Consider the following 19,926-nt stretch of genomic DNA (forward strand, 5'->3'; position numbering starts at 1 on the left):
CTGCCGTTGACGCTGCGCGCTACACGCGGCGCCTGTTGCCTTGGTTAGCGGAAGTCGCTGCCCATGTCGTAGTCATCCAGCGGGATGGCGTGGAACTCAGGGCTCAGGCCGCCGTCAACGCCGGCGTAGTCGAAGTCGCTGAAGGCGCTCGGGCCGGTGAAGAGATTGGCCTTTGCTTCTTCGGTCGGCTCGACAGTGACCTCGGTGTAACGGGGCAGGCCCGTTCCGGCCGGGATCAACTTACCGATGATGACGTTCTCCTTGAGGCCGAGCAGCGGATCGCTCTTGCCTTCCATGGCAGCCTGCGTCAGGACGCGGGTTGTCTCCTGGAAGGAAGCTGCGGACAGCCAGGACTCGGTGGCCAGGGAGGCCTTGGTGATACCCATGAGTTCCGGACGGCCCGAAGCAGGCTTCTTGCCTTCCGAAACGACGCGGCGGTTCTCGCTTTCGAAGCGGCGGCGTTCAGTCAGCTCACCCGGGAGCAGATCGGAATCGCCGGACTCGATCACGGTGACGCGGCGCAGCATCTGGCGGACAATAACCTCGACGTGCTTGTCGTGGATGCCCACACCCTGGCTGCGGTATACGCGCTGGACTTCGTCCACCAGGAATTCCTGTGCCTTGCGCGGGCCGAGGATACGGAGGATCTGCTTGGGATCCACCGCACCGAAGACCAGCTGCTGGCCAACCTCTACGTGGTCGCCGTCGGCAACCAGGAGGCGGGCACGGCGCAGGACCGGGTAGGCGATTTCCTCGGAGCCGTCGTCGGGAGTGACAACCAGACGCATCTGGCGGTCGGTCTCTTCCAGCGTGACCCGGCCCGCGGTCTCGGAGATCGGAGCAACACCCTTAGGCGTACGTGCTTCGAAGAGCTCCTGGATACGGGGCAGACCCTGGGTGATGTCCTCAGCGGAAGCAACACCACCGGTGTGGAAGGTACGCATGGTCAGCTGGGTACCCGGCTCACCAATGGACTGTGCGGCAATGATGCCCACGGCCTCGCCGATGTCCACGGTCTTACCCGTGGCCAGGGAGCGGCCGTAGCAAAGCGCACAGGTACCGACGGCGGACTCACAGGTGAGTACGGAGCGGACCTTGATGTCGGTGACGCCGGCTTCGAACAGCTTGGCGATGAGGACGTCGCCCACATCGTCGCCGCCCTTGGCCAGGACGTTGCCCTGTGCATCGGTGACGTCGGTGGCCAGCGTACGGGCGTACGCCGAGTTCTCGACCTCTTCGTGCAGCTGCAGTTCGCCGTTGGAGTCCGGAACCGCGATGGTTACGTTCAGGCCGCGCTCGGTGCCGCAGTCTTCCTCGCGGACGATGACGTCCTGGGAAACGTCCACCAGACGACGGGTCAGGTAACCCGAGTTGGCGGTACGCAGAGCGGTATCGGCGAGACCCTTACGGGCACCGTGGGTGGCGATGAAGTATTCCAGCACCGACAGGCCCTCGCGGTAGGAGGACTTGATCGGGCGCGGGATGATCTCGCCCTTAGGGTTGGCCACCAGGCCACGGATACCGGCAATCTGGCGGACCTGCAGCCAGTTACCACGGGCACCGGAGGACACCATGCGGTTGATGTTGTTGAACTCGGGCATGTTCGCCCGCATTGCAGCAGCAACCTCGTTGGTGGCCTTGTTCCAGATGTCGATCAGTTCCTGGCGGCGCTCGTCTTCAGCGATCAGGCCCTTGCCGTACTGGCTTTCAACCTTGGCAGCCTGCGCTTCGTAGCCTTCCATAATGGCGGGCTTGTCGATCGGAGCCGCGATATCGGAGATGGCAACGGTAACGCCCGAGCGGGTGGCCCAGTAGAAACCGGCGTCCTTCAGGTTGTCCAGCGTTGCAGCCGTGACGACCTTCGGGTACCGCTCAGCCAGATCGTTGACGATCGCGGAGAGCTGGCCCTTATCGGCAACTTCCTTCACCCACGGGTAGTCCGCGGGCAGCGTCTGGTTGAAGATGACCTGGCCGAGGGAGGTTTCGATGAGGGCCGGAGTGCCCTCTTCCCAACCTTCCGGTGCCGGCTGGCCTGCGCTGGGGACGAAGCCGTCCACGCGCATCTTCACCAGTGCGTTCAGGTGCAGCTCGCCCATGTCGAAGGCCATGATGGCTTCGGCCATGGAACCGAACACGCGGCCTTCACCGGCAGCACCGTTCCGCTTGGTGGTGAGGTGGTGCAGGCCGATGATCATATCCTGCGAGGGCAGGGTGACCGGGCGGCCGTCGGACGGCTTCAGGATGTTGTTCGAGGACAGCATCAGGATGCGTGCTTCAGCCTGGGCTTCGGGGCTCAGCGGCAGGTGGACTGCCATCTGGTCGCCGTCGAAGTCAGCGTTGAAGGCGCCGCAGACCAGCGGGTGCAGCTGAAGGGCCTTACCTTCAACGAGCTGCGGCTCGAAGGCCTGGATGCCGAGGCGGTGCAGGGTGGGTGCACGGTTGAGCAGCACCGGGTGTTCGGTGATGATCTCTTCCAGTACGTCCCAGACCTGCGGACGGAAACGCTCGACCATGCGCTTGGCGCTCTTGATGTTCTGGGCGTGGTTGAGGTCAACCAGGCGCTTCATCACGAACGGCTTGAAGAGCTCCAGTGCCATCTGCTTCGGCAGGCCGCACTGGTGCAGCTTCAGCTGCGGGCCAACGACGATAACGGAACGGCCGGAGTAGTCAACGCGCTTACCCAGCAGGTTCTGGCGGAAGCGGCCCTGCTTGCCCTTGAGCATGTCGGAGAGCGACTTCAGCGGACGGTTGCCCGGTCCGGTGACCGGACGGCCGCGGCGGCCGTTGTCGAACAGGGAGTCAACAGCTTCCTGGAGCATCCGCTTTTCGTTGTTCACGATGATCTCGGGGGCACCGAGATCCAGCAGGCGCTTCAGGCGGTTGTTGCGGTTGATCACGCGGCGGTACAGGTCGTTAAGGTCCGACGTCGCGAAACGGCCGCCGTCGAGCTGGACCATCGGGCGCAGTTCCGGCGGGATAACCGGAACGGCGTCCAGGACCATGCCCAGCGGGCTGTTCGTGGTGGTCAGGAACGCGTTGACAACCTTCAGGCGCTTCAGGGCACGCGTCTTGCGCTGGCCCTTGCCGTTCTGGATGATGTCACGCAGGTTCTCAGACTCGGCCTGCATGTCGAAGTCTTCAAGACGCTTCTTGATGGCTTCGGCACCCATGGAGCCTTCGAAGTACAGACCGTAGCGGTCACGCAGTTCGCGGTAGAGGCCTTCGTCGCCCTCCAGGTCGCCGACCTTGAGGTTCTTGAACCGGTCCCAGACCTGCTCGAGGCGCTCGATGTTGTTGTCGGCGTCGCGGCGGACCTTGGCCATCTGGCGGTCGGCGGAGTCGCGTGCCTTCTTCTTGTCGGCAGCCTTGGCGCCTTCGCCCTCGAGGCGGGCAAGCTCGCCTTCCAGGTCCTTGGCGATCGCGGCAATGTCGGAGTCGCGCTGGTCGACGAGGTGCTTGCGCTCCACGTCGTGCTCGGCCTGCAGGTTCGGCAGTTCCGCGTGGCGGTTCTCTTCGTCCACCGAGGTGATCATGTAGGCAGCGAAGTAGATGACCTTCTCAAGGTCCTTCGGTGCCAGGTCCAGCAGGTAGCCCAGGCGGGACGGAACACCCTTGAAGTACCAGATGTGGGTGACCGGAGCGGCGAGCTCAATGTGGCCCATGCGTTCGCGGCGCACCTTGGCACGGGTGACCTCGACGCCGCAGCGCTCACAGATGATGCCCTTGAAGCGGACGCGCTTGTACTTACCGCAGTAGCATTCCCAGTCGCGGGAAGGACCGAAGATCTTTTCGCAGAAAAGACCGTCCTTCTCCGGCTTCAGGGTTCGGTAGTTGATGGTTTCCGGCTTCTTGACTTCGCCGTATGACCAGCCGCGGATTTCATCCGCGGTGGCAAGGCCGATTCGCATGAGGCCGAACGTGGAATCGTTGGACATGGGTCCCTGTTCTCTCTTGTTCTCTAAATCTGAATGTCTCGGGTGCGGAAAAGATTGAAGGTGACCATCAGGGCCGGCGCCTGCCGGTCCGGGTTAGGCGGCTTTAATATTCCGCTGCGAGCTCTGCGAGCCGCGGAATTTCGTTGCCGCCGTTCCGGACCGTCCTGGCGCCGGCCAGGACGGATCTACCAGCTAAACCTCTTCGACGGAGCTGGGCTCTGCACGGGACAGATCGATACCCAGTTCCTCCGCGGCCCGGAAGACTTCTTCATCCGAGTCACGCATTTCAATCGTGTTGCCTTCGGTGGAGAGGACTTCCACATTCAGGCAGAGCGACTGCATTTCCTTGATCAGGACCTTGAACGATTCCGGAACACCGGGCTCCGGGATGTTCTCGCCCTTGACGATGGCTTCGTAGACCTTCACGCGGCCATGGATGTCATCGGACTTGATCGTGAGCAGTTCCTGCAGCGTGTAGGCGGCGCCGTACGCTTCCAGGGCCCAGACTTCCATTTCACCGAAGCGCTGTCCGCCGAACTGTGCCTTACCACCCAGCGGCTGCTGCGTGATCATGGAGTACGGACCGGTGGAGCGTGCGTGGATCTTGTCGTCCACCAGGTGGTGCAGCTTCAGGATGTACATGTAGCCGACCGAGATCGGGTCCGGGAACGGCTGGCCGGAGCGGCCGTCGTACATCCGGGCCTTGCCCGATGCACCGATCAAGCGGTTGCCGTCACGGGTCACGTTGGTGGAGTCGAGCAGGTTGATGATCTCGTCCTCGCTGGCACCGTCGAACACCGGGGTGGCGACAGTGGTGGGGCCGGTTTCGCGCGGCAGGTTCGGCAGGTCCTTGACCCAGTCCGGCTCGCCTTCGATCTTCCAGCCCTGCTTGGCAGCCCAGCCCAGGTGGATTTCCAGGACCTGTCCGACGTTCATTCGGCCCGGAACGCCCAGCGGGTTCAGGATGATGTCGACGGGGGTTCCGTCTTCCATGAACGGCATGTCTTCGATCGGGAGGATCTTGGAGATGACGCCCTTGTTGCCGTGGCGGCCGGCCAGCTTGTCACCGTCGGTGATCTTGCGCTTGTGGGCCACGTAGACGCGGACCAGCTGGTTGACGCCCGGGGGCAGCTCGTCGTCGTTGTCACGGTCGAAGATGCGGACGCCGATGACGGTGCCGGACTCGCCGTGGGGCACCTTCAGGGACGTGTCGCGGACTTCGCGGCTCTTCTCGCCGAAGATGGCGCGCAGCAGGCGCTCCTCCGGGGTCAGTTCCGTTTCGCCCTTCGGGGTGACGCGGCCAACCAGGATGTCGCCGGCTTCAACCTCGGCACCGATGTGGATGATGCCGCGCTCGTCGAGCTGCGAGAGCACCTCTTCGGAGACGTTGGGGATGTCGCGGGTGATTTCCTCGGCACCAAGCTTGGTGTCGCGGGCGTCAACCTCGTGCTCCTCAATGTGGATTGAGGTCAGGACATCGTCGGAGACCATGCGCTGGGACAGGATGATGGCATCTTCGTAGTTGTGGCCTTCCCATGACATGAATGCCACGAGCAGGTTCTTACCAAGGGCCAGTTCACCCTGGTCCGTTGCGGGACCGTCGGCGATGATGCTGTTGACCTCAACCCGGGCGCCTTCGGAGACCAGCACGCGCTGGTTGTAGGCGTTGCCCTGGTTGGAGCGCTCGAACTTCATGATCGGGTAGCTGGTCTCGGTGCCGTCGTCGTTCATGACGGTGACGAGGTCAGCGGAAACCTCGGTGACAACACCGGGCTTCTTGGCGGTCACGGAGTCGCCGGCGTCAACGGCGGTGTACTTCTCCATGCCGGTGCCCACGACGGGACGCTCGGAACGGAGCAGCGGCACAGCCTGGCGCTGCATGTTCGCACCCATGAGGGCGCGGTTGGCATCGTCATGCTCGAGGAACGGAATCAGGGCCGTAGCCACCGACACCATCTGGCGCGGGGAGACGTCCATGTACTCGACCTCGTTGGGCTCAACGAGGACGGGCTCGCCGGAGCCGCCGCGGGCACGGACGAGGACGAGGTCCTCGGCGAAGTGCTGGTCGGCGCGCAGCGGAGCGTTTGCCTGGGCAATGGTGCGCTCAACTTCGTCATCGGCGGTCAGGTAGTCGACCTTGTCGGTGACTACGCCTTCCTCGACCTTGCGGTACGGGGTTTCGATGAAGCCGAAGGCGTTGATGCGGCCGTAGGAAGCCAGCGAACCGATCAGGCCGATGTTCGGGCCTTCAGGGGTTTCGATGGGGCACATACGTCCGTAGTGGGACGGGTGCACATCTCGGACTTCCATGCCTGCGCGGTCACGGGACAGACCGCCCGGGCCCAGCGCGGACAGGCGGCGCTTGTGCGTCAGGCCGGCCAGCGGGTTGTTCTGGTCCATGAACTGCGAGAGCTGGGAGGTTCCGAAGAACTCCTTGATCGCAGCAACAACGGGACGGATGTTGATCAGGGTCTGCGGCGTGATGGCCTCGACGTCCTGGGTGGTCATCCGTTCGCGTACTACGCGCTCCATACGGGACAGGCCCGTGCGGATCTGGTTTTCGATCAGTTCGCCGACGGCGCGGATGCGGCGGTTGCCGAAGTGGTCGATGTCGTCGACCTCAACGCGGATGTCGACGTCCTCGCCGTTGCGCTTGCCCGGAACCGTCTTCTCGCCGGCGTGCAGTGCAACGAGGAACTTGATCATGGCGACGATGTCGTCATTGTTCAGAACCGAAGCATCGGAATCCGTCAGCGGCTTGTCGATGCCCAGCTTGCGGTTGATCTTGTAGCGGCCAACCTTGGCCAGATCGTAGCGCTTCGGGTTGAAGTACAGGTTGTCCAGCAGGGTCTGGGCAGCCTCGACCGTGGGCGGCTCGCCCGGACGGAGCTTGCGGTAGATGTCCAGCAGGGCATCTTCGCGGGTTTCCGTGGGGTCCTTTTCCAGGGTGGCCCGGATGGAGTCGTACTCGCCGAAGGTCTCGAGGATCTGGCCTTCGGTCCAGCCGAGTGCCTTCAGCAGCACGGTGACGGACTGCTTGCGCTTGCGGTCCAGGCGGACGCCCACCTGGTCACGCTTGTCGATCTCAAGTTCAAACCACGCACCGCGGGAAGGAATGATCTTCGCGGTGTAGATGTCCTTGTCGCTGGTCTTGTCCGCGGTGCGCTCGAAGTATGCGCCCGGGGAACGGACCAGCTGGGAAACAACAACACGCTCGGTGCCGTTGATGACGAACGTTCCCTTGTCGGTCATGAGGGGGAAGTCGCCCATGAACACGGTCTGCTGCTTGATTTCACCCGTGTTGTTGTTCATGAATTCGGCTTTAACGTACAACGGGGCCGAGTACGTAGCGTCCCGGTCCTTGCACTCCGCCATGGTGTACTTCGGGTCGGCAAACTCCGGCTCCGAGAAGCTCAGGGACATGGTGCCCTGGAAGTCTTCAATCGGGGAGATTTCCTCGAAGATGTCAGCCAGGCCGGAAGTGGTGGCAATACCCTGTTCGCCGGTCTCCCGCGCCTTTTCAACGCGCGCCTTCCAGCGCTCGTTGCCGACGAGCCAGTCAAAGCTGTCCGTCTGCAGGGCAAGAAGATTGGGAACGTCAAGCGGTTCGTGAATCTTTGCGAATGAAATCCGGGAAGCTGCGTTCTCCGGATTAGTAGCGGTTTCGTTATTAGAGGTGCTCGAGGCGACCAAGAGGGATCCTTCCACAGACCTTCAGGCGTGTTTCACGCCTCCTCCCCTGCACGATGCGGACCGAGTCCGTGTGCGTCCCATTGTCCGGCATGGGGCCTATCCACAGGTTGCGGATACTGCCCGGCACGGAACGAAGCCCACCGCTATATGAAGGCTGAAGGTTAACAGGAGGAAGCAAATATCCACTATAGGGCATTATGGGCAGACAAGTCTAGCCGGTATCTGACCCCTGCTTCGCTCAACCCCTCCGAAAGGATGTTCCGGGGATCGAATTCCGGGCTGTCTAATCCCGGAATCGAGGGGGAGCTACAGGCTGCACCGGCGCACCGTTCACGCATCGGATACAGATACCTTACCGCACAACGGCGGTTTTATGCGTGCCCGCATGGTGTGCAGTGCCGCGGACCCCTGTGACGGCGCTCTCCCCCCTGCGCGCCGGGGTGGCGTAGCCTTATCCCTGTCTTCAATGACGAACACACCGACGAAAGCGATGCACGAGTGACTAACGCACCCACAAGCACCTCCGCAGCCCGCGAGGGCACCGCCGTTCCCGAAGTGGTTATTGTCGGGGGCGCACGTACGCCCCAGGGCCGCCTGAACGGCCAGCTGTCCGCCTTCACGGCCGTCGAGCTCGGCGCGTTTGCCATCAAGGGCGCGCTGGACAAAGCCGGCGTCGATGCCGCGGATGTCGACTCGGTCATCATGGGGCATGTGGTGCAGGCCGGCTGCGGGCAGAACCCCGCCCGCCAGGCCTCCATCAAGGCCGGCATCGGCTGGGACGTCCCGGCAGTCACCGTCAACAAGGTCTGCCTGTCCGGCCTGGCTGCGGTGATTGATGCCGCCCGGCTGATCCGCGGCGGCGAGGCCACCGTGGTGGTGGCCGGCGGCCAGGAATCCATGACCCGCGGACCGCACCTGCTTCCCGGTTCCCGGCAGGGCTGGAACTACGGCAACATCTCCGCACTGGATTCGGTGGCCCACGACGGCCTCACTGATGCCTTCGACAACGATTCCATGGGCATTTCCACTGAGCGGGGCAATTCAAAGCTGGCCATCAAGCGCCTGGAGCAGGACGAAGTCGCAGCTGCCTCGCACCAGCGCGCGGCAGCCGCCATGGCGTCGGGGGTCTTCGACGCGGAAATCGTTCCCGTGACGGTGCCGCAGCGCCGCGGAGAGCCCCTGGTCCTTACCTCGGACGAGGGCGTGCGGCCCAACACCACAGTGGATACGCTGGCCGGCCTTCGTCCGGCGTTCGATTCCGAAGGAACCATCACGGCAGGCAACTCCTCTCCCCTGTCCGACGGCGCGGCAGCCCTGGTCATCACGACCCGGGACTACGCCGAAGCCAACGGATTGACTGTCCTCGCCGCCGTCGGGCTTCCCGGCCAGGTCGCGGGACCGGACAACACGCTGCATTCCCAGCCCTCCAACGCCCTCTTCGCCGCGCTCGGCCGGGCCGGCTGGAGCACCTCGGACCTGGACTTCATCGAGATCAACGAGGCCTTCGGCGCCGTGGCGGTCCAGTCCCTCAACGAACTGGGGATGGACCTGGAACAGTGCAACCTGCACGGCGGAGCGATCGCGCTCGGGCATCCGATCGGGGCCTCGGGCGCCAGGCTGGCCCTCACGGCAGCACATGAGCTTGCCCGGCGCGGATCCGGCCGGGCCGGCGTCGCGCTCTGCGGCGGCGGCGGGCAGGGTGAGGCGCTGCTGCTTTACCGCGAAGAGGCGTAACCGCCCCGGAGCAACCGCCCCGGAGCGACCGCCCCGGAGCGACCGCCCCGAGATAAACACAGAAGGCCCCGTTCCATTCGGAACGGGGCCTTCTGCTAAGCGTTTTTACGCGGTGAGGCAGTAAAAACTACTTGACGGTGACGGTGGCGCCGGCAGCTTCGAGAGCTTCCTTGGCCTTGTCAGCGGCTTCCTTGTTGGCGCCTTCGAGGACGGCCTTCGGAGCGCTGTCAACCAGGTCCTTGGCTTCCTTCAGACCCAGCGAGGTCAGGGAGCGAACTTCCTTGATCACTGCGATCTTCTTGTCGCCGGCAGCTTCGAGGATGACGTCGAATTCGGTCTTCTCTTCAGCGGCTTCAGCGGCACCGGCAGCGGGGCCGGCAACTGCGACAGCAGCAGCGGTGACGTCGAACGTCTCCTCGAAGAGCTTCACGAAATCGGAGAGCTCGATGATGGACAGTTCCTTGAAAGCTTCAATGAGCTCTTCGTTGGTGAGCTTCGCCATGGTGTGGCGTCCTTCCTATAGTTGGTGCACGCAGGCACCGGAGATTGATGGAGAAGAGGAATTACTCTTCGGTGGCTGCTTCTGCTGCCGGAGCTTCTTCTGCAGCGGCCGGAGCCTCTTCTGCAGCGGAGGCAGCGGGGGCGCCGCTTTCCTCTTCAAGCTTCATGCGCAGTGCATCAGCCGTGCGGGCGAGCATGGACATCGGTGCCTTGAGGACACCGGCGACGCGTGCAAGCTGGAACTCACGGGACTCAAGGGCAGCCAGTGCGGCTACACCGGAGGCATCCAGGGCATTGCCCTCGAAGACACCGGTCTTGATGATGAGCTGCGGGTTGGTCTTGGCAAAATCCGTCAGGCTCTTTGCAGCTGCAACTGCGTCACCCTTGATGAAGGCAATTGCAGTAGGTCCGGCAAGCTGGCCTTCGAACGCGTCGATGCCGGCTTCCTTGGCTGCAATGCCAGTCAGGGTGTTCTTTACGACCGAGTACTTGGTGTCCTGGCCGAGCGAACGACGCAGCTCCTTGAGCTGTGCAACGGTGAGCCCGCGGTATTCGGTTAGGACAGCAGCGGTCGATTCCTTGAAATCGGTGGTGATTTCCTCGACTGCTGACACCTTTGTTGGCGTTGCCATAACCCTCCTTCCGGGGAAATAGTGCCGGTGGATCGGGTCCCGAACATAAAAAACGCCCCGGGCAGATGCACGGGGCTTCACTCTACGGACACGTTGTTCCGGAGTGCAGTTCGTTCACCTGCGCAGGCCGCCCTATCAAGGGACTTTCGGATGTTTGTCCAACCGGGTTCCACAGTGGCGGGCTGAAGGTTCAGCCTTACGGTGGGATTGAATGCACATCGACCGACGGTCTTTGGTAGTTCCAGAGTACGGGAGATCGGGGCGTGGAACAAATCCCGGGGCCGGCGGCAGCTTCAGGCGGATGCCGCACGCGGCCGGCACCTGGGTGTCACTCGGCGGACAGCCCCTTTTGCCATTCCCCGGAGTAGCCGATGGGCCGGAAGCCAAGCCGCTCATTAATGGAGAGCATGTACCGGTTCTCCTCGGCGTTCCAGGTGTAGACCCGGCGTGCTTCGGGCACCGCCTCCCGGAGCCGGACCAGGTTCGCGGCTTTCAGCAGCATGCCCAGCCGGTTCCCCCGGTGGCCCTCCAGCACCAGGGTGTCATCCTGGTAAACCACGGCAGGGTTGTTGCGGAAGATTTCCAGAACGGTATGCCCGGCAAGCTCGCCCGTCGCGACCTTCCGTGCGGCACTGACCAGGACTTCCGCGTCCATGTCGCGGGCCTGCGCTTCGGACTCCCGCACCCGTGCTTCGTTCCAGGCTTCCTCCGCCAGCTCCAGTCCCCCCATCGGCGCATCGATGCTCATTTTCTGCCGCAGGAGCGCGTAGGCATCCACCAGGTCCGCGGGGCACGCCCCGCTCCAGAAGACGAGTTCGTAGTCCGCTCCGGCTGCGGCCCGCGCCTGTTCCAGCACGGCTTCATCATCTGCAGGGCTTCCCAGCTCCAGCCGGCTGACGCGGTCCACCAGTTCCAGCGAGAAGCCCAACGCGGAAGCGAACAAGGCGGCGGCGTCCTGCGGGACCAGCGACGCCGTACCGGCGATCGGTCCCGTCTCATCGGAGAGCAAATGGTCCGTCTCCGCCATGAGCATGCGCCGGTTGTCCGCCGCGGCCAGTTGCTCCGCCGCGGCGTAGAGCTGCGTTCCGACGCCGCGGCGTCGGGCGGAAGGCGCCACCACAACGTTGACCGTTCCACTGTGGAGGTTGTCCGTAAGCGGCAGGTTGACCAGGGCTGCACCCACGATGTCGGCACCGGCCCGGGCTGCCAGGATCTCCCGCCGGCGCGAGGGAGTACTGCGCCGTCCGGCAAGCTGCGCCTGCGGCGGCCCGTAAAAGTCGTCATTGCCCCAGAACTCGCGAAGCTGGGCATTCAGCAGTTCAGCAACGGTAATGAAGTCCGCCGCGCCGGGTGCGTCCAGGGCGGGCGGGACGGCAATCGGTTCGATGGAAACGGGCGGCTGTGTCATGGCACACATCCTGCCGCACGCGGCCCCGGGCTCCAAAACCGAATCGGGATGCACACCGGCCGGACACAAAAGAGCGGCCGCAGCAAAGGCTGCGGCCGCTCTTTTAGGGAAAATCCCCGGGTACTACTGCTGACTATGCGTCGGCGAGAACCTTGGTGACGTTGGGGTCAACGCTGATGCTCGGGCCGAACGTGGTGGACACGGTCGCCTTGGAGATGTAGCGGCCCTTGGCTGCCGACGGCTTGAGGCGAAGGACCTCTTCCAGAGCTGCTGCGTAGTTCTCAGCCAGCTTCTGGGCGTCGAAGGACACCTTGCCGATGATGAAGTGCAGGTTGGAGTGCTTGTCGACGCGGAAGTCGATCTTGCCACCCTTGATGTCCGTGACGGCCTTGGCCACGTTCGGGGTAACCGTACCGGTCTTCGGGTTCGGCATGAGGTTACGCGGGCCGAGCACGCGGCCCAGGCGGCCGACCTTGCCCATCATGTCCGGGGTAGCCACTGCGGCGTCGAAGTCGGTCCAGCCTGCTGCAACCTTTTCGATCATGTCGTCGGAACCAACGAAGTCGGCGCCGGCAGCGATTGCTGCTTCAGCCTTCTCGCCGGTCGCGAAAACGAGGACGCGGGCCGTCTTGCCGGTGCCGTGGGGCAGGTTGACCGTGCCGCGGACCATCTGGTCAGCCTTACGGGGGTCAACGCCCAGGCGGAAAGCCACCTCAACGGTTGCGTCGAAATTGGAAGGATTGGTGTCCTTCGCCAGCTCTACAGCCTCGACCGGTGCGTACAGCTTGTCCGCATCGATCTTGGCTGCAGCTGCTTCATATGCTTTGCTGCGCTTTGCCATCTGCTTTTTCTCCTTGTGCAGTTGTGGTCTGTCGGACCGCGCCGGGCCCTGCCACGCGCCGTCGCCCGTCAGGGGCGGCGGCAGTTATGTGAATGTGAAACGAGTACGGGGACTTAGCCCTGTACCGTGATGCCCATCGAACGGGCGGTGCCGGCGATGATCTTGGCAGCTGCCTGGACATCGTTGGCGTTGAGGTCTTCCATCTTCATGGTGGCGATCTCTTCGACCTGTGCCTGGGTCAGGTTGGCAACCTTGGTGGTGTGCGGGGTTGCGGAACCCTTGGCGACACCGGCAGCCTTCTTGATCAGCTGTGCAGCCGGAGGAGTCTTCGTGATGAAGGTGAAGGAACGGTCTTCGTAGACGGTGATTTCCACCGGGATAACGTTGCCGCGCTGGGATTCCGTTGCAGCGTTGTACGCCTTGCAGAATTCCATGATGTTGACACCGTGCTGGCCAAGTGCCGGACCAATCGGAGGAGCCGGGTTGGCGGCACCTGCGTTGATCTGCAGCTTGATGAGGCCGGTGACCTTTTTCTTGGGGGCCATGAAAGGGTCCTTCTCTAAATTATGTTCCCGAAGGACAGGAGCGTCCGTCCGGGGCGGTGGCCGCCATGGCTTGGCGGCCGGACGCTGCCTGCAGGTTAAAGCGGACCTGCGGACAGCGAAATCTGAAAGCTACTGGAGCTTGGTGACCTGGCCGAAGCCGAGGGTCACAGGTGTCTCGCGCTCGAAGATGGTCACGAGGACCACCAGCTGCTGGGACTCGGGCTTGATCTCCGAGATGGTGGCCTGGAGCGTCTCGAACGGGCCTTCGTTGACCGTTACGGGCTCGCCGACCTCGAAGTCAACGGCAATGTTGGAGGACTGCTGCTGTGCAGGCTTGCCGGCCTCGGTCTTCGGGGAAACGATCGTGTGCTCGAGCATCGAGTACACCTCGGACAGGCTCAGAGGAGTCGGGTTGTGGGCATTGCCCACGAAGCCGGTGACGCCGGGGGTGTGCCGGACAACGCCCCAAGACTCGTCGGTGAGGTTCATGCGCACCAGGACGTAACCGGGAATGCGGACGCGGTTGACGATCTTCCGCGTGGTGTTCTTGATCTCGACGACTTCTTCCATCGGGACCTGGATTTCGAAGATGTCCTCTTCCATGTCCAGCGTCTGGATGCGGGTCTCAAGGTTGGACTTCACGCGGTTTTCATAGCCGGCGTAGGAGTGGATGACGTACCAGTCACCCTCCTGGCGGCGCAGCTTTGCCTTGAAGGCAACAGCCGGATCTTCCTCGGGCTCAGCGTCTTCTGCGGAATCGGCAGCCTCTTCGGCTGCGTTTTCTTCGTCTGCCGAAGCATCAACAGCAGCGGGCGCCTCGTCGACGTCGGCTGCGGTCATCTGATCCTCGGTATCCAGATCAGCGTTGTCATTGATCTGTGATTCGAGTTCTTGCTCGGACACGTAGATTCCTGCTTTCTTCTTCAGAGCACTATCGGGTTTGTCACTAGCTCATGGTCTCCGGTTCCACGCCCAACGGGGGGAACCTTAGGTCTCTGGCTAGCTTTCGCCGCCGCCCGAGCCGAAGATCCACAGTGCGCCCCTGCCAAAGGCAAAGTCGAGAGCCGTAACGATAAGCATCATCACCATCACGAACGCGAGGACAACGAGCGTGTACCTCAGCAGTTCCTTGCGGGTGGGGGTGACCACCTTTTTCAGCTCGTCAATCACCTGGCGCAGGAAGAGAGCGATACCGGCGAAGAACCCGCGCTTCTTGGGCCCGCTGGAGGGGTGTCCCTTGGAGCTGCTGGCAGCTGTCTCGGTCACCTTCGCCTCACTCATCTGTGTCGGTTCACAATCGCAGCAAGCGCTGGGACTGCTCATTCCATGAAGGACTGCTGAGCTGCCGGAAATGACAGTTCTGCGCAGGGCAGACAGGACTCGAACCTGCAACCTGCGGTTTTGGAGACCGCTGCGCTACCAATTGCGCCACTACCCTATGGAGGAAAACTCACCCTACCGCCACCATTGTAGCCGTAACGAACGGAAGACTATTTCCCCGACCGAAAGGCACAAAGCAGCGTGGTGTGCTCAACCACCGAAGAACCAGTCTACGCAAACTTTTCCGTCCCGTCGAACCGGGGCCTGTCCGCCCCGTGCCGTGCCGACCTGCAGCCGGGATTCCAAGCGCCTAAACTGGGGAACGCCGCCGTCGTCCGGCAGGACCGACGCGGCAAACGTTAGCCGCCGCCACACACCAGACGGGAATCCCATGTCTTCCACCGGCCGTATTTCAGAGCGCATCGCTTCCATTGCCGAGTCCGCAACCCTCGCAGTGGATGCCAAGGCCAAGGCATTAAAGGCCGCCGGGCGCCCGGTGATTGGTTTCGGCGCGGGCGAACCGGACTTCCCCACCCCGGGCTACATCGTCGACGCCGCCGTCGACGCCGCCCGCCAGCCGCGTTTCCACCGCTACTCCCCCGCCGGCGGGCTCCCTGAGCTCAAGAAGGCGATTGCTGCCAAGACCCTGCGGGACTCCGGCTACGCCGTTGACCCCGCCCAGGTCCTGGTCACCAACGGCGGCAAGCAGGCCGTCTACGAATCCTTCGCTACGCTGCTGAACCCGGGCGACGAAGTCCTGGTTCCCACCCCGTACTGGACCACGTACCCGGAAGCCATCCGGCTCGCCGGCGGTGTCCCGGTAGAGGTGTTCGCCGGCCCGGAGCAGGGCTACCTGGTGAGCGTCGAGCAGCTTGAGGCAGCCCGCACCGGGGCCACCAAGGTCCTGCTCTTCGTTTCCCCGTCCAACCCCACCGGCGCCGTATATCCTCCGGAACAGGTCGCCGAAATCGGCCGCTGGGCGGCAGAACACGGACTGTGGGTCATCACGGATGAAATCTACGAGCACCTGACCTACGACGGCGTCCCCTTCACCTCGATCGCCACCGCGGCCCCGGAGCTGGGCGACAAGGTCGTGGTGCTGAACGGCGTAGCCAAGACCTACGCCATGACCGGCTGGCGGGTCGGCTGGATGATCGCGGCCGCTGACGTCATCAAGGCCGCCACCAACCTGCAGTCCCACCTGTCCTCCAACGTGTCCAACGTGTCGCAGATGGCCGCCCTGGCCGCCGTGTCCGGACCTCTGACGGCCGTGGATGAAATGAAGCAGGCCTTCGACCGCCGCCGCCGCGCCATGGTGTCGGCCCTCAACGCCATCGACGGCGTCGAATGCCCCATGCCCGAAGGCGCGTTCTACGCCTATGCAGACGTTCGCGGCCTGCTTGGGCGCGAGTTCCCGGGCAAGGAAGGCCCGGTCCGGCCGCAGACGTCCGCCGAGCTGGCGGCGCTGATCCTCGACACCGTCGAAGTTGCCGTGGTTCCCGGTGAAGCGTTCGGCCCCTCGGGCTACCTCCGCCTCTCCTACGCCCTGGGCGACGAAGACCTCGCCACCGGGATGGAGCGCCTGCAGGACTTCCTCGGCAAGGGCCGGTAGGGGCTGCTAGAGCAGGCGGCGGTCCGCGGCCCAGCGGGTGAGCTCGTGGCGTGAGGACAGCTGGAGCTTGCGCAGCACCGAGGAGACGTGGGTTTCCACCGTCTTCACGGAAATGAACAGCTCGCGGGCCACCTCCTTGTAGCTGTAGCCGCGGGCGATCAGCCGCATGACCTCGAGCTCACGGGCCGAGAGGCGGTCCAGTTCGTCATCCACTGCGGCCACGCTCGCCGTGCCGAAGGCGTCCAGCACGAATCCCGCCAGGCGCGGCGAGAACACCGCGTCGCCGCCGGCCACCCGCAGGACGGCGTCGGAAATCTCCGGACCCGAAATGGTCTTGGTGACGTAGCCGCGCGCACCGGCCCGGATGACCGTGACCACGTCTTCGGCGGCATCGGAGACGCTCAGCGCTAGGAAACGGGTCACCCCGAGCAGCCCGGCGCACCCCGCCAGCACTTCGGCACCTCCGCCGCCGTTGCCGCCGGGCAGGTGGACATCGAGGAGGACGACGGCGGGACGACGGGCCGTGATCGCGGCAACCGCGGTTTCGACGCTGTCCGCTTCGGCCACCACGTTGATGCGGGCGTCGAGGTCCGCTCGGAGGCCGGAGCGGAAGATGGCATGGTCATCAACCACGACGACGTCGATCGGCGGCGAGGGGTGGACCGTCATTGGGGTTGTGCTCCGTTGCTCGATACGCGGTTGTCCGTCGAGGGAATCTTCTGTGTTGCACCGGCATGGGCCGTGCTGCCGTTGCCCGTGCTGCCGTTGCCCGTGCTGTTCGCCGCGCCGGGTGCGTCGTCACGGGCACCGTTTTCCGTGCCTTTCGGCAGCGGCAGCACCAGCCGAACCTCGGTGCCGTCGGCAGTGCTGCGGATGGCCGCGCTGCCCCCTGCACGCTGCATCCGTCCGATGATGGATCCCCGCACGCCGATCCGGTCAGCAGGCACAGCGTCCAGGTCGAATCCGGCGCCGCGGTCCCGCACGAAGACTTCAAGCTGCTCCGGCCTGCATTCAACATAGACCGAAACCGTGCCGCCGGCATGCTGGGCGGCGTTCAGCATGGCAGCCCGCGTAGCGGAGGCCAAGGCTTCGGTCCGCTCATCCAGTGCGGCATCCGAGACTGCCACCAGCTCAATCGGGTGGCCGTAGGCGTCCTCGATTTCTGCTGCAATCCGGCGCATGCATTCCACGAGGTGGTCTTCGGCCCGGGCACGGTCGGAATACAACCACTGCCTCAGCTCCCGTTCCTGGGCGCGGGCGAGGCGGATGACGTCCTGCTCCGAGCCGGCGCGCTTCTGGATCAGGGCCAGGGTCTGCAGGACCGAATCGTGCAGGTGGGCCGCAATTTCGGCCCGCTCGGTCTGCCGAATCCGTCCGGACCGCTCGGCTTCCAGGTCCCGCCAGTGCTTTATCGCCCACGGTGTGAACACCAGTGCCACGCCGGCCAGCACGGCAGCGGAGGCCAACAGCCCCGACATCAGGACATCCCAGCTCACTGCGCCCGAGACCACCACCAGCACGCCGGCGACCACCAGCAGCAGGCCCGCCGCCAGGCGGATCATGCCCGAGGCCCGGTCGGCTCCGGCGCTGTTCATCAGCCCCGCCCGCCGGCTCTCGTCCAGCTGCGTCCAGGCCAACACCGCACCGCCGGCGATGGCGGCGACCGGAACAAACAAGCCCCAGTTCAGGTCGGCGCCCAACCGCTGGGCAATAAAGGCAGCTGCCACCAGGAGCAGGGCAATGCCCGCCGCGACCTCCCGCTGCCCGGTTTTACCCGGCTGCCGGGCGGGAACGGTCCCTTCGCGAAGCTGCCTCGCATAGTTCTCGGCGATGCTGCGCGGGTTGGCGGATACCTGTTCCTTCTTCTCCTGCTCCTCCTGGGTCGGAACCATGATCCACAGCCATCCGTAGAGGATGAACCCGCTTCCAGCGCCAAGCACCAGCACGGCCATGACGATCCGGGTCAGCTTCACGGGCCAGCCCAAGTGCGCGGCCAGCCCGGCGCAGACGCCGGCAATGATCCGTTCGCGGGGACGCACCAAGGGTTCTCTCATGGACCTATCCAAACACGGGGAAGCCGCCGGGCACCGGCCCTGACGGCAATAATTCCTTTTCTTCAGGGGCCGTTCAGGGGCGGGTCAGGGTAGTCCCTGATGCAGTATGGCTGCGGCCGGAGAAGACTGGAGGCATGAACCCTTCCCCATCCCCTGATCCCGGGGCCCAACGCCCCGCAGCGCGTCCTTCCGCTGAGCATCGTCCGGCCCCTGCAGGCAGCCACGCGGCAGGCAACGGTTCCACGAGCACCGGTTCGACCCCCGCGGGAGGACCCGGCGCACAGTCATCCGGCGGATTCCACAGCGGTTTCTTTAACTGGGTCCGCTCCCTTGGCCTTCCGCGCGGCGGTGACCGCTGGTTCGGCGGCGTCGCGACCGGGATCGCTGCGCGCACCGGGCTGGACCCCGTGCTTGTCCGCGGACTGTTCGTAGTCCTCGGCGCTTTTGGCATCGGACTGCTGGTTTACGGCGTCGCCTGGGCACTGCTCCCGGAACCGGACGGCAGGATCCATCTCGAAGAGGCGATCCGCGGCGACTGGGCATCCGGCATGACCGGAGCACTCATTTTCACCATCCTCGGCATGGGCGGGCCCGGTGCTTCCTTCCTCGGCGCGGACAGCTGGTTCGGCGCCGTCGTCTGGACACTGTTCTGGATCGGTGCGGGCGTGGCCGCCGTTTACTGGTTCTCCACAGGCAAGGGCCGGTTCCACCTTTCCGGGCAGAGGACCGCTGCGGATGCGTCCGCGGACCCGGACAGCACCGTCGCCTTCGCTCCTCCTGCCGGTACCGGGGCCAGCGCGCCGGAAGCCCGTCCCGGGAAGCCCGTATCGCTTGCGAAACCCGGCATGGACGCCGCCGGCACCGAGCCTGTTGGCTCTCCACCCGCCGGCGGCACGGCTCCCTTTGCCGCCGCACCGCTCGGCGGGTTTGCCGTTCCGTCCGGACCGGTGCCGCCCCCGGCGGCCGAATCGAAGCGGAACGCCGAATCCGCCGGTAAGGCAAAGCACGTCCCGGGAGCCCCGGGGTCCTTCGCCGCGGCCCTGTTCGGTGCCGCCCTGCTCGCAGGCGGGACCGTCCTCGCCCTGGACTACCTCAACCTCCTTTCCCTTGGCGCACCGGTATCCGTTGCCCTGGCAGCGGCGGCCGCCGTCCTGGGCTTCGGCATCGTGATCCTGGGCGTGGTTGGCAGGCACTCCGGCGGGATCGGCGCGGTGGCAGTAGCAGCACTCGTCGCTTCCCTCCTGACCCAGGGCAGCATGGTCAACGCCAACCTCCTGGTGGCCAGCAATGCGGACTGGGTGCCCCGGGACGCTGCCCAGGCGGGCGGCGGCTACACCGTGATCGCCGCCAACGGCACCGTTGACCTGCGCGAGACCGAGACTTCGGGGAACTTCGAGGTCCCGGCCAGCGTCGCCGCAGGGAACCTCGCCATCCTCGTGCCCGACGACGCGCCGGTAACCATCAGGTTCGGCATGGCTGCGGGAAATGTCGAGGTCAACGACGGGTCGGACCGGCAGGAATACAGCGGGCTGTGGCAGCCGTCCGACGAGCGCACGCTCAACGACGGCGCCGACGGAGACCGGATCACCATTGATGTCCGCGGACTCGCGGGCAACGTACTCGTCACGACTGAAGAAAGCGACCTCTAGCC

The 19,926-nt window shown here is 64.5% G+C and carries 14 protein-coding genes and 1 tRNA gene; 3 read left to right on the forward strand and 12 right to left on the reverse strand.

Going from position 1 to position 19,926, the window contains the following annotated elements:
• Positions 1-44: 44 nt before the first annotated feature.
• Together N2L00_RS12490 and rpoB are read right to left on the reverse strand one after the other, a co-directional pair.
• Complete coding sequence (locus N2L00_RS12490) at positions 45-3,935, reverse strand: DNA-directed RNA polymerase subunit beta' (protein ID WP_227918767.1); 3,891 nt, start codon at positions 3,933-3,935, stop codon at positions 45-47.
• 192 nt (positions 3,936-4,127) lie between these two features.
• A complete protein-coding gene (gene rpoB, locus N2L00_RS12495; RefSeq protein ID WP_255764896.1) occupies positions 4,128-7,628 on the reverse strand; it encodes a DNA-directed RNA polymerase subunit beta in 3,501 nt (1,166 codons plus the stop codon).
• Positions 7,629-8,126: 498 nt separating this feature from the next.
• On the opposite strand from rpoB, the gene N2L00_RS12500 reads away from it, so the two are divergent.
• The gene (locus tag N2L00_RS12500) at positions 8,127-9,362 is read left to right on the forward strand and encodes an acetyl-CoA C-acetyltransferase (RefSeq protein WP_255764897.1); all 1,236 of its coding nucleotides are present in this window, start codon (positions 8,127-8,129) and stop codon (positions 9,360-9,362) included.
• Between the two features lie 127 nt (positions 9,363-9,489).
• On the opposite strand, the gene rplL is transcribed toward N2L00_RS12500, so the two are convergent.
• From rplL to N2L00_RS12540, 8 genes are all read right to left on the reverse strand, one after another.
• Positions 9,490-9,864, reverse strand: coding sequence for a 50S ribosomal protein L7/L12 (gene rplL, locus N2L00_RS12505; RefSeq protein WP_227918771.1), 375 nt, complete (start codon positions 9,862-9,864; stop codon positions 9,490-9,492).
• A gap of 61 nt (positions 9,865-9,925) precedes the next feature.
• Positions 9,926-10,495 (reverse strand): 50S ribosomal protein L10, encoded by a 570-nt coding sequence (rplJ, locus tag N2L00_RS12510; RefSeq protein WP_227918774.1) that lies wholly within the window; start codon positions 10,493-10,495, stop codon positions 9,926-9,928.
• Positions 10,496-10,823: 328 nt separating this feature from the next.
• Positions 10,824-11,903 carry a GNAT family N-acetyltransferase gene (locus N2L00_RS12515; RefSeq protein ID WP_255764898.1) on the reverse strand — a complete coding sequence of 360 codons (1,080 nt, stop codon included), beginning with the start codon at positions 11,901-11,903 and terminating at the stop codon, positions 10,824-10,826.
• Between the two features lie 133 nt (positions 11,904-12,036).
• Positions 12,037-12,744 (reverse strand): 50S ribosomal protein L1, encoded by a 708-nt coding sequence (gene rplA, locus N2L00_RS12520; protein ID WP_255862630.1) that lies wholly within the window; start codon positions 12,742-12,744, stop codon positions 12,037-12,039.
• Between the two features lie 113 nt (positions 12,745-12,857).
• Complete coding sequence (gene rplK / locus N2L00_RS12525) at positions 12,858-13,289, reverse strand: 50S ribosomal protein L11 (protein ID WP_227918781.1); 432 nt, start codon at positions 13,287-13,289, stop codon at positions 12,858-12,860.
• 129 nt (positions 13,290-13,418) lie between these two features.
• Complete coding sequence (nusG, locus tag N2L00_RS12530) at positions 13,419-14,192, reverse strand: transcription termination/antitermination protein NusG (protein ID WP_230021194.1); 774 nt, start codon at positions 14,190-14,192, stop codon at positions 13,419-13,421.
• Between the two features lie 96 nt (positions 14,193-14,288).
• A complete protein-coding gene (secE, locus tag N2L00_RS12535; protein WP_255862629.1) occupies positions 14,289-14,570 on the reverse strand; it encodes a preprotein translocase subunit SecE in 282 nt (93 codons plus the stop codon).
• Positions 14,571-14,654: 84 nt separating this feature from the next.
• Positions 14,655-14,727: transfer RNA gene (locus N2L00_RS12540), tRNA-Trp, on the reverse strand.
• 273 nt (positions 14,728-15,000) lie between these two features.
• Here N2L00_RS12540 and N2L00_RS12545 point away from each other — a divergent pair.
• Positions 15,001-16,221, forward strand: a complete 1,221-nt coding sequence (locus N2L00_RS12545) for a pyridoxal phosphate-dependent aminotransferase (protein WP_255764899.1) — start codon at positions 15,001-15,003, stop codon at positions 16,219-16,221.
• A gap of 6 nt (positions 16,222-16,227) precedes the next feature.
• Here the strand turns inward: N2L00_RS12545 and N2L00_RS12550 are convergent, their stop codons facing one another.
• Both N2L00_RS12550 and N2L00_RS12555 read right to left on the reverse strand, forming a co-directional pair.
• Positions 16,228-16,890: a response regulator transcription factor gene (locus N2L00_RS12550; RefSeq protein WP_255764900.1), complete on the reverse strand. Its 663-nt coding sequence runs from the start codon at positions 16,888-16,890 to the stop codon at positions 16,228-16,230.
• Positions 16,887-18,275: an ATP-binding protein gene (locus N2L00_RS12555; protein ID WP_255764901.1), complete on the reverse strand. Its 1,389-nt coding sequence runs from the start codon at positions 18,273-18,275 to the stop codon at positions 16,887-16,889. The genes N2L00_RS12550 and N2L00_RS12555 overlap by 4 nt, the downstream gene beginning before the upstream one ends.
• 134 nt (positions 18,276-18,409) lie before the next feature.
• Here N2L00_RS12555 and N2L00_RS12560 point away from each other — a divergent pair, with 134 nt between their 5' ends.
• Positions 18,410-19,924: a PspC domain-containing protein gene (locus N2L00_RS12560; RefSeq protein ID WP_255764902.1), complete on the forward strand. Its 1,515-nt coding sequence runs from the start codon at positions 18,410-18,412 to the stop codon at positions 19,922-19,924.
• The last annotated feature ends 2 nt before the right edge of the window (positions 19,925-19,926 follow it).

Origin of the sequence: Arthrobacter sp. zg-Y1171 (assembly GCF_025244845.1) — a bacterium.
In the GTDB taxonomy this organism is placed as follows: Bacteria; Actinomycetota; Actinomycetes; order Actinomycetales; family Micrococcaceae; genus Arthrobacter_B.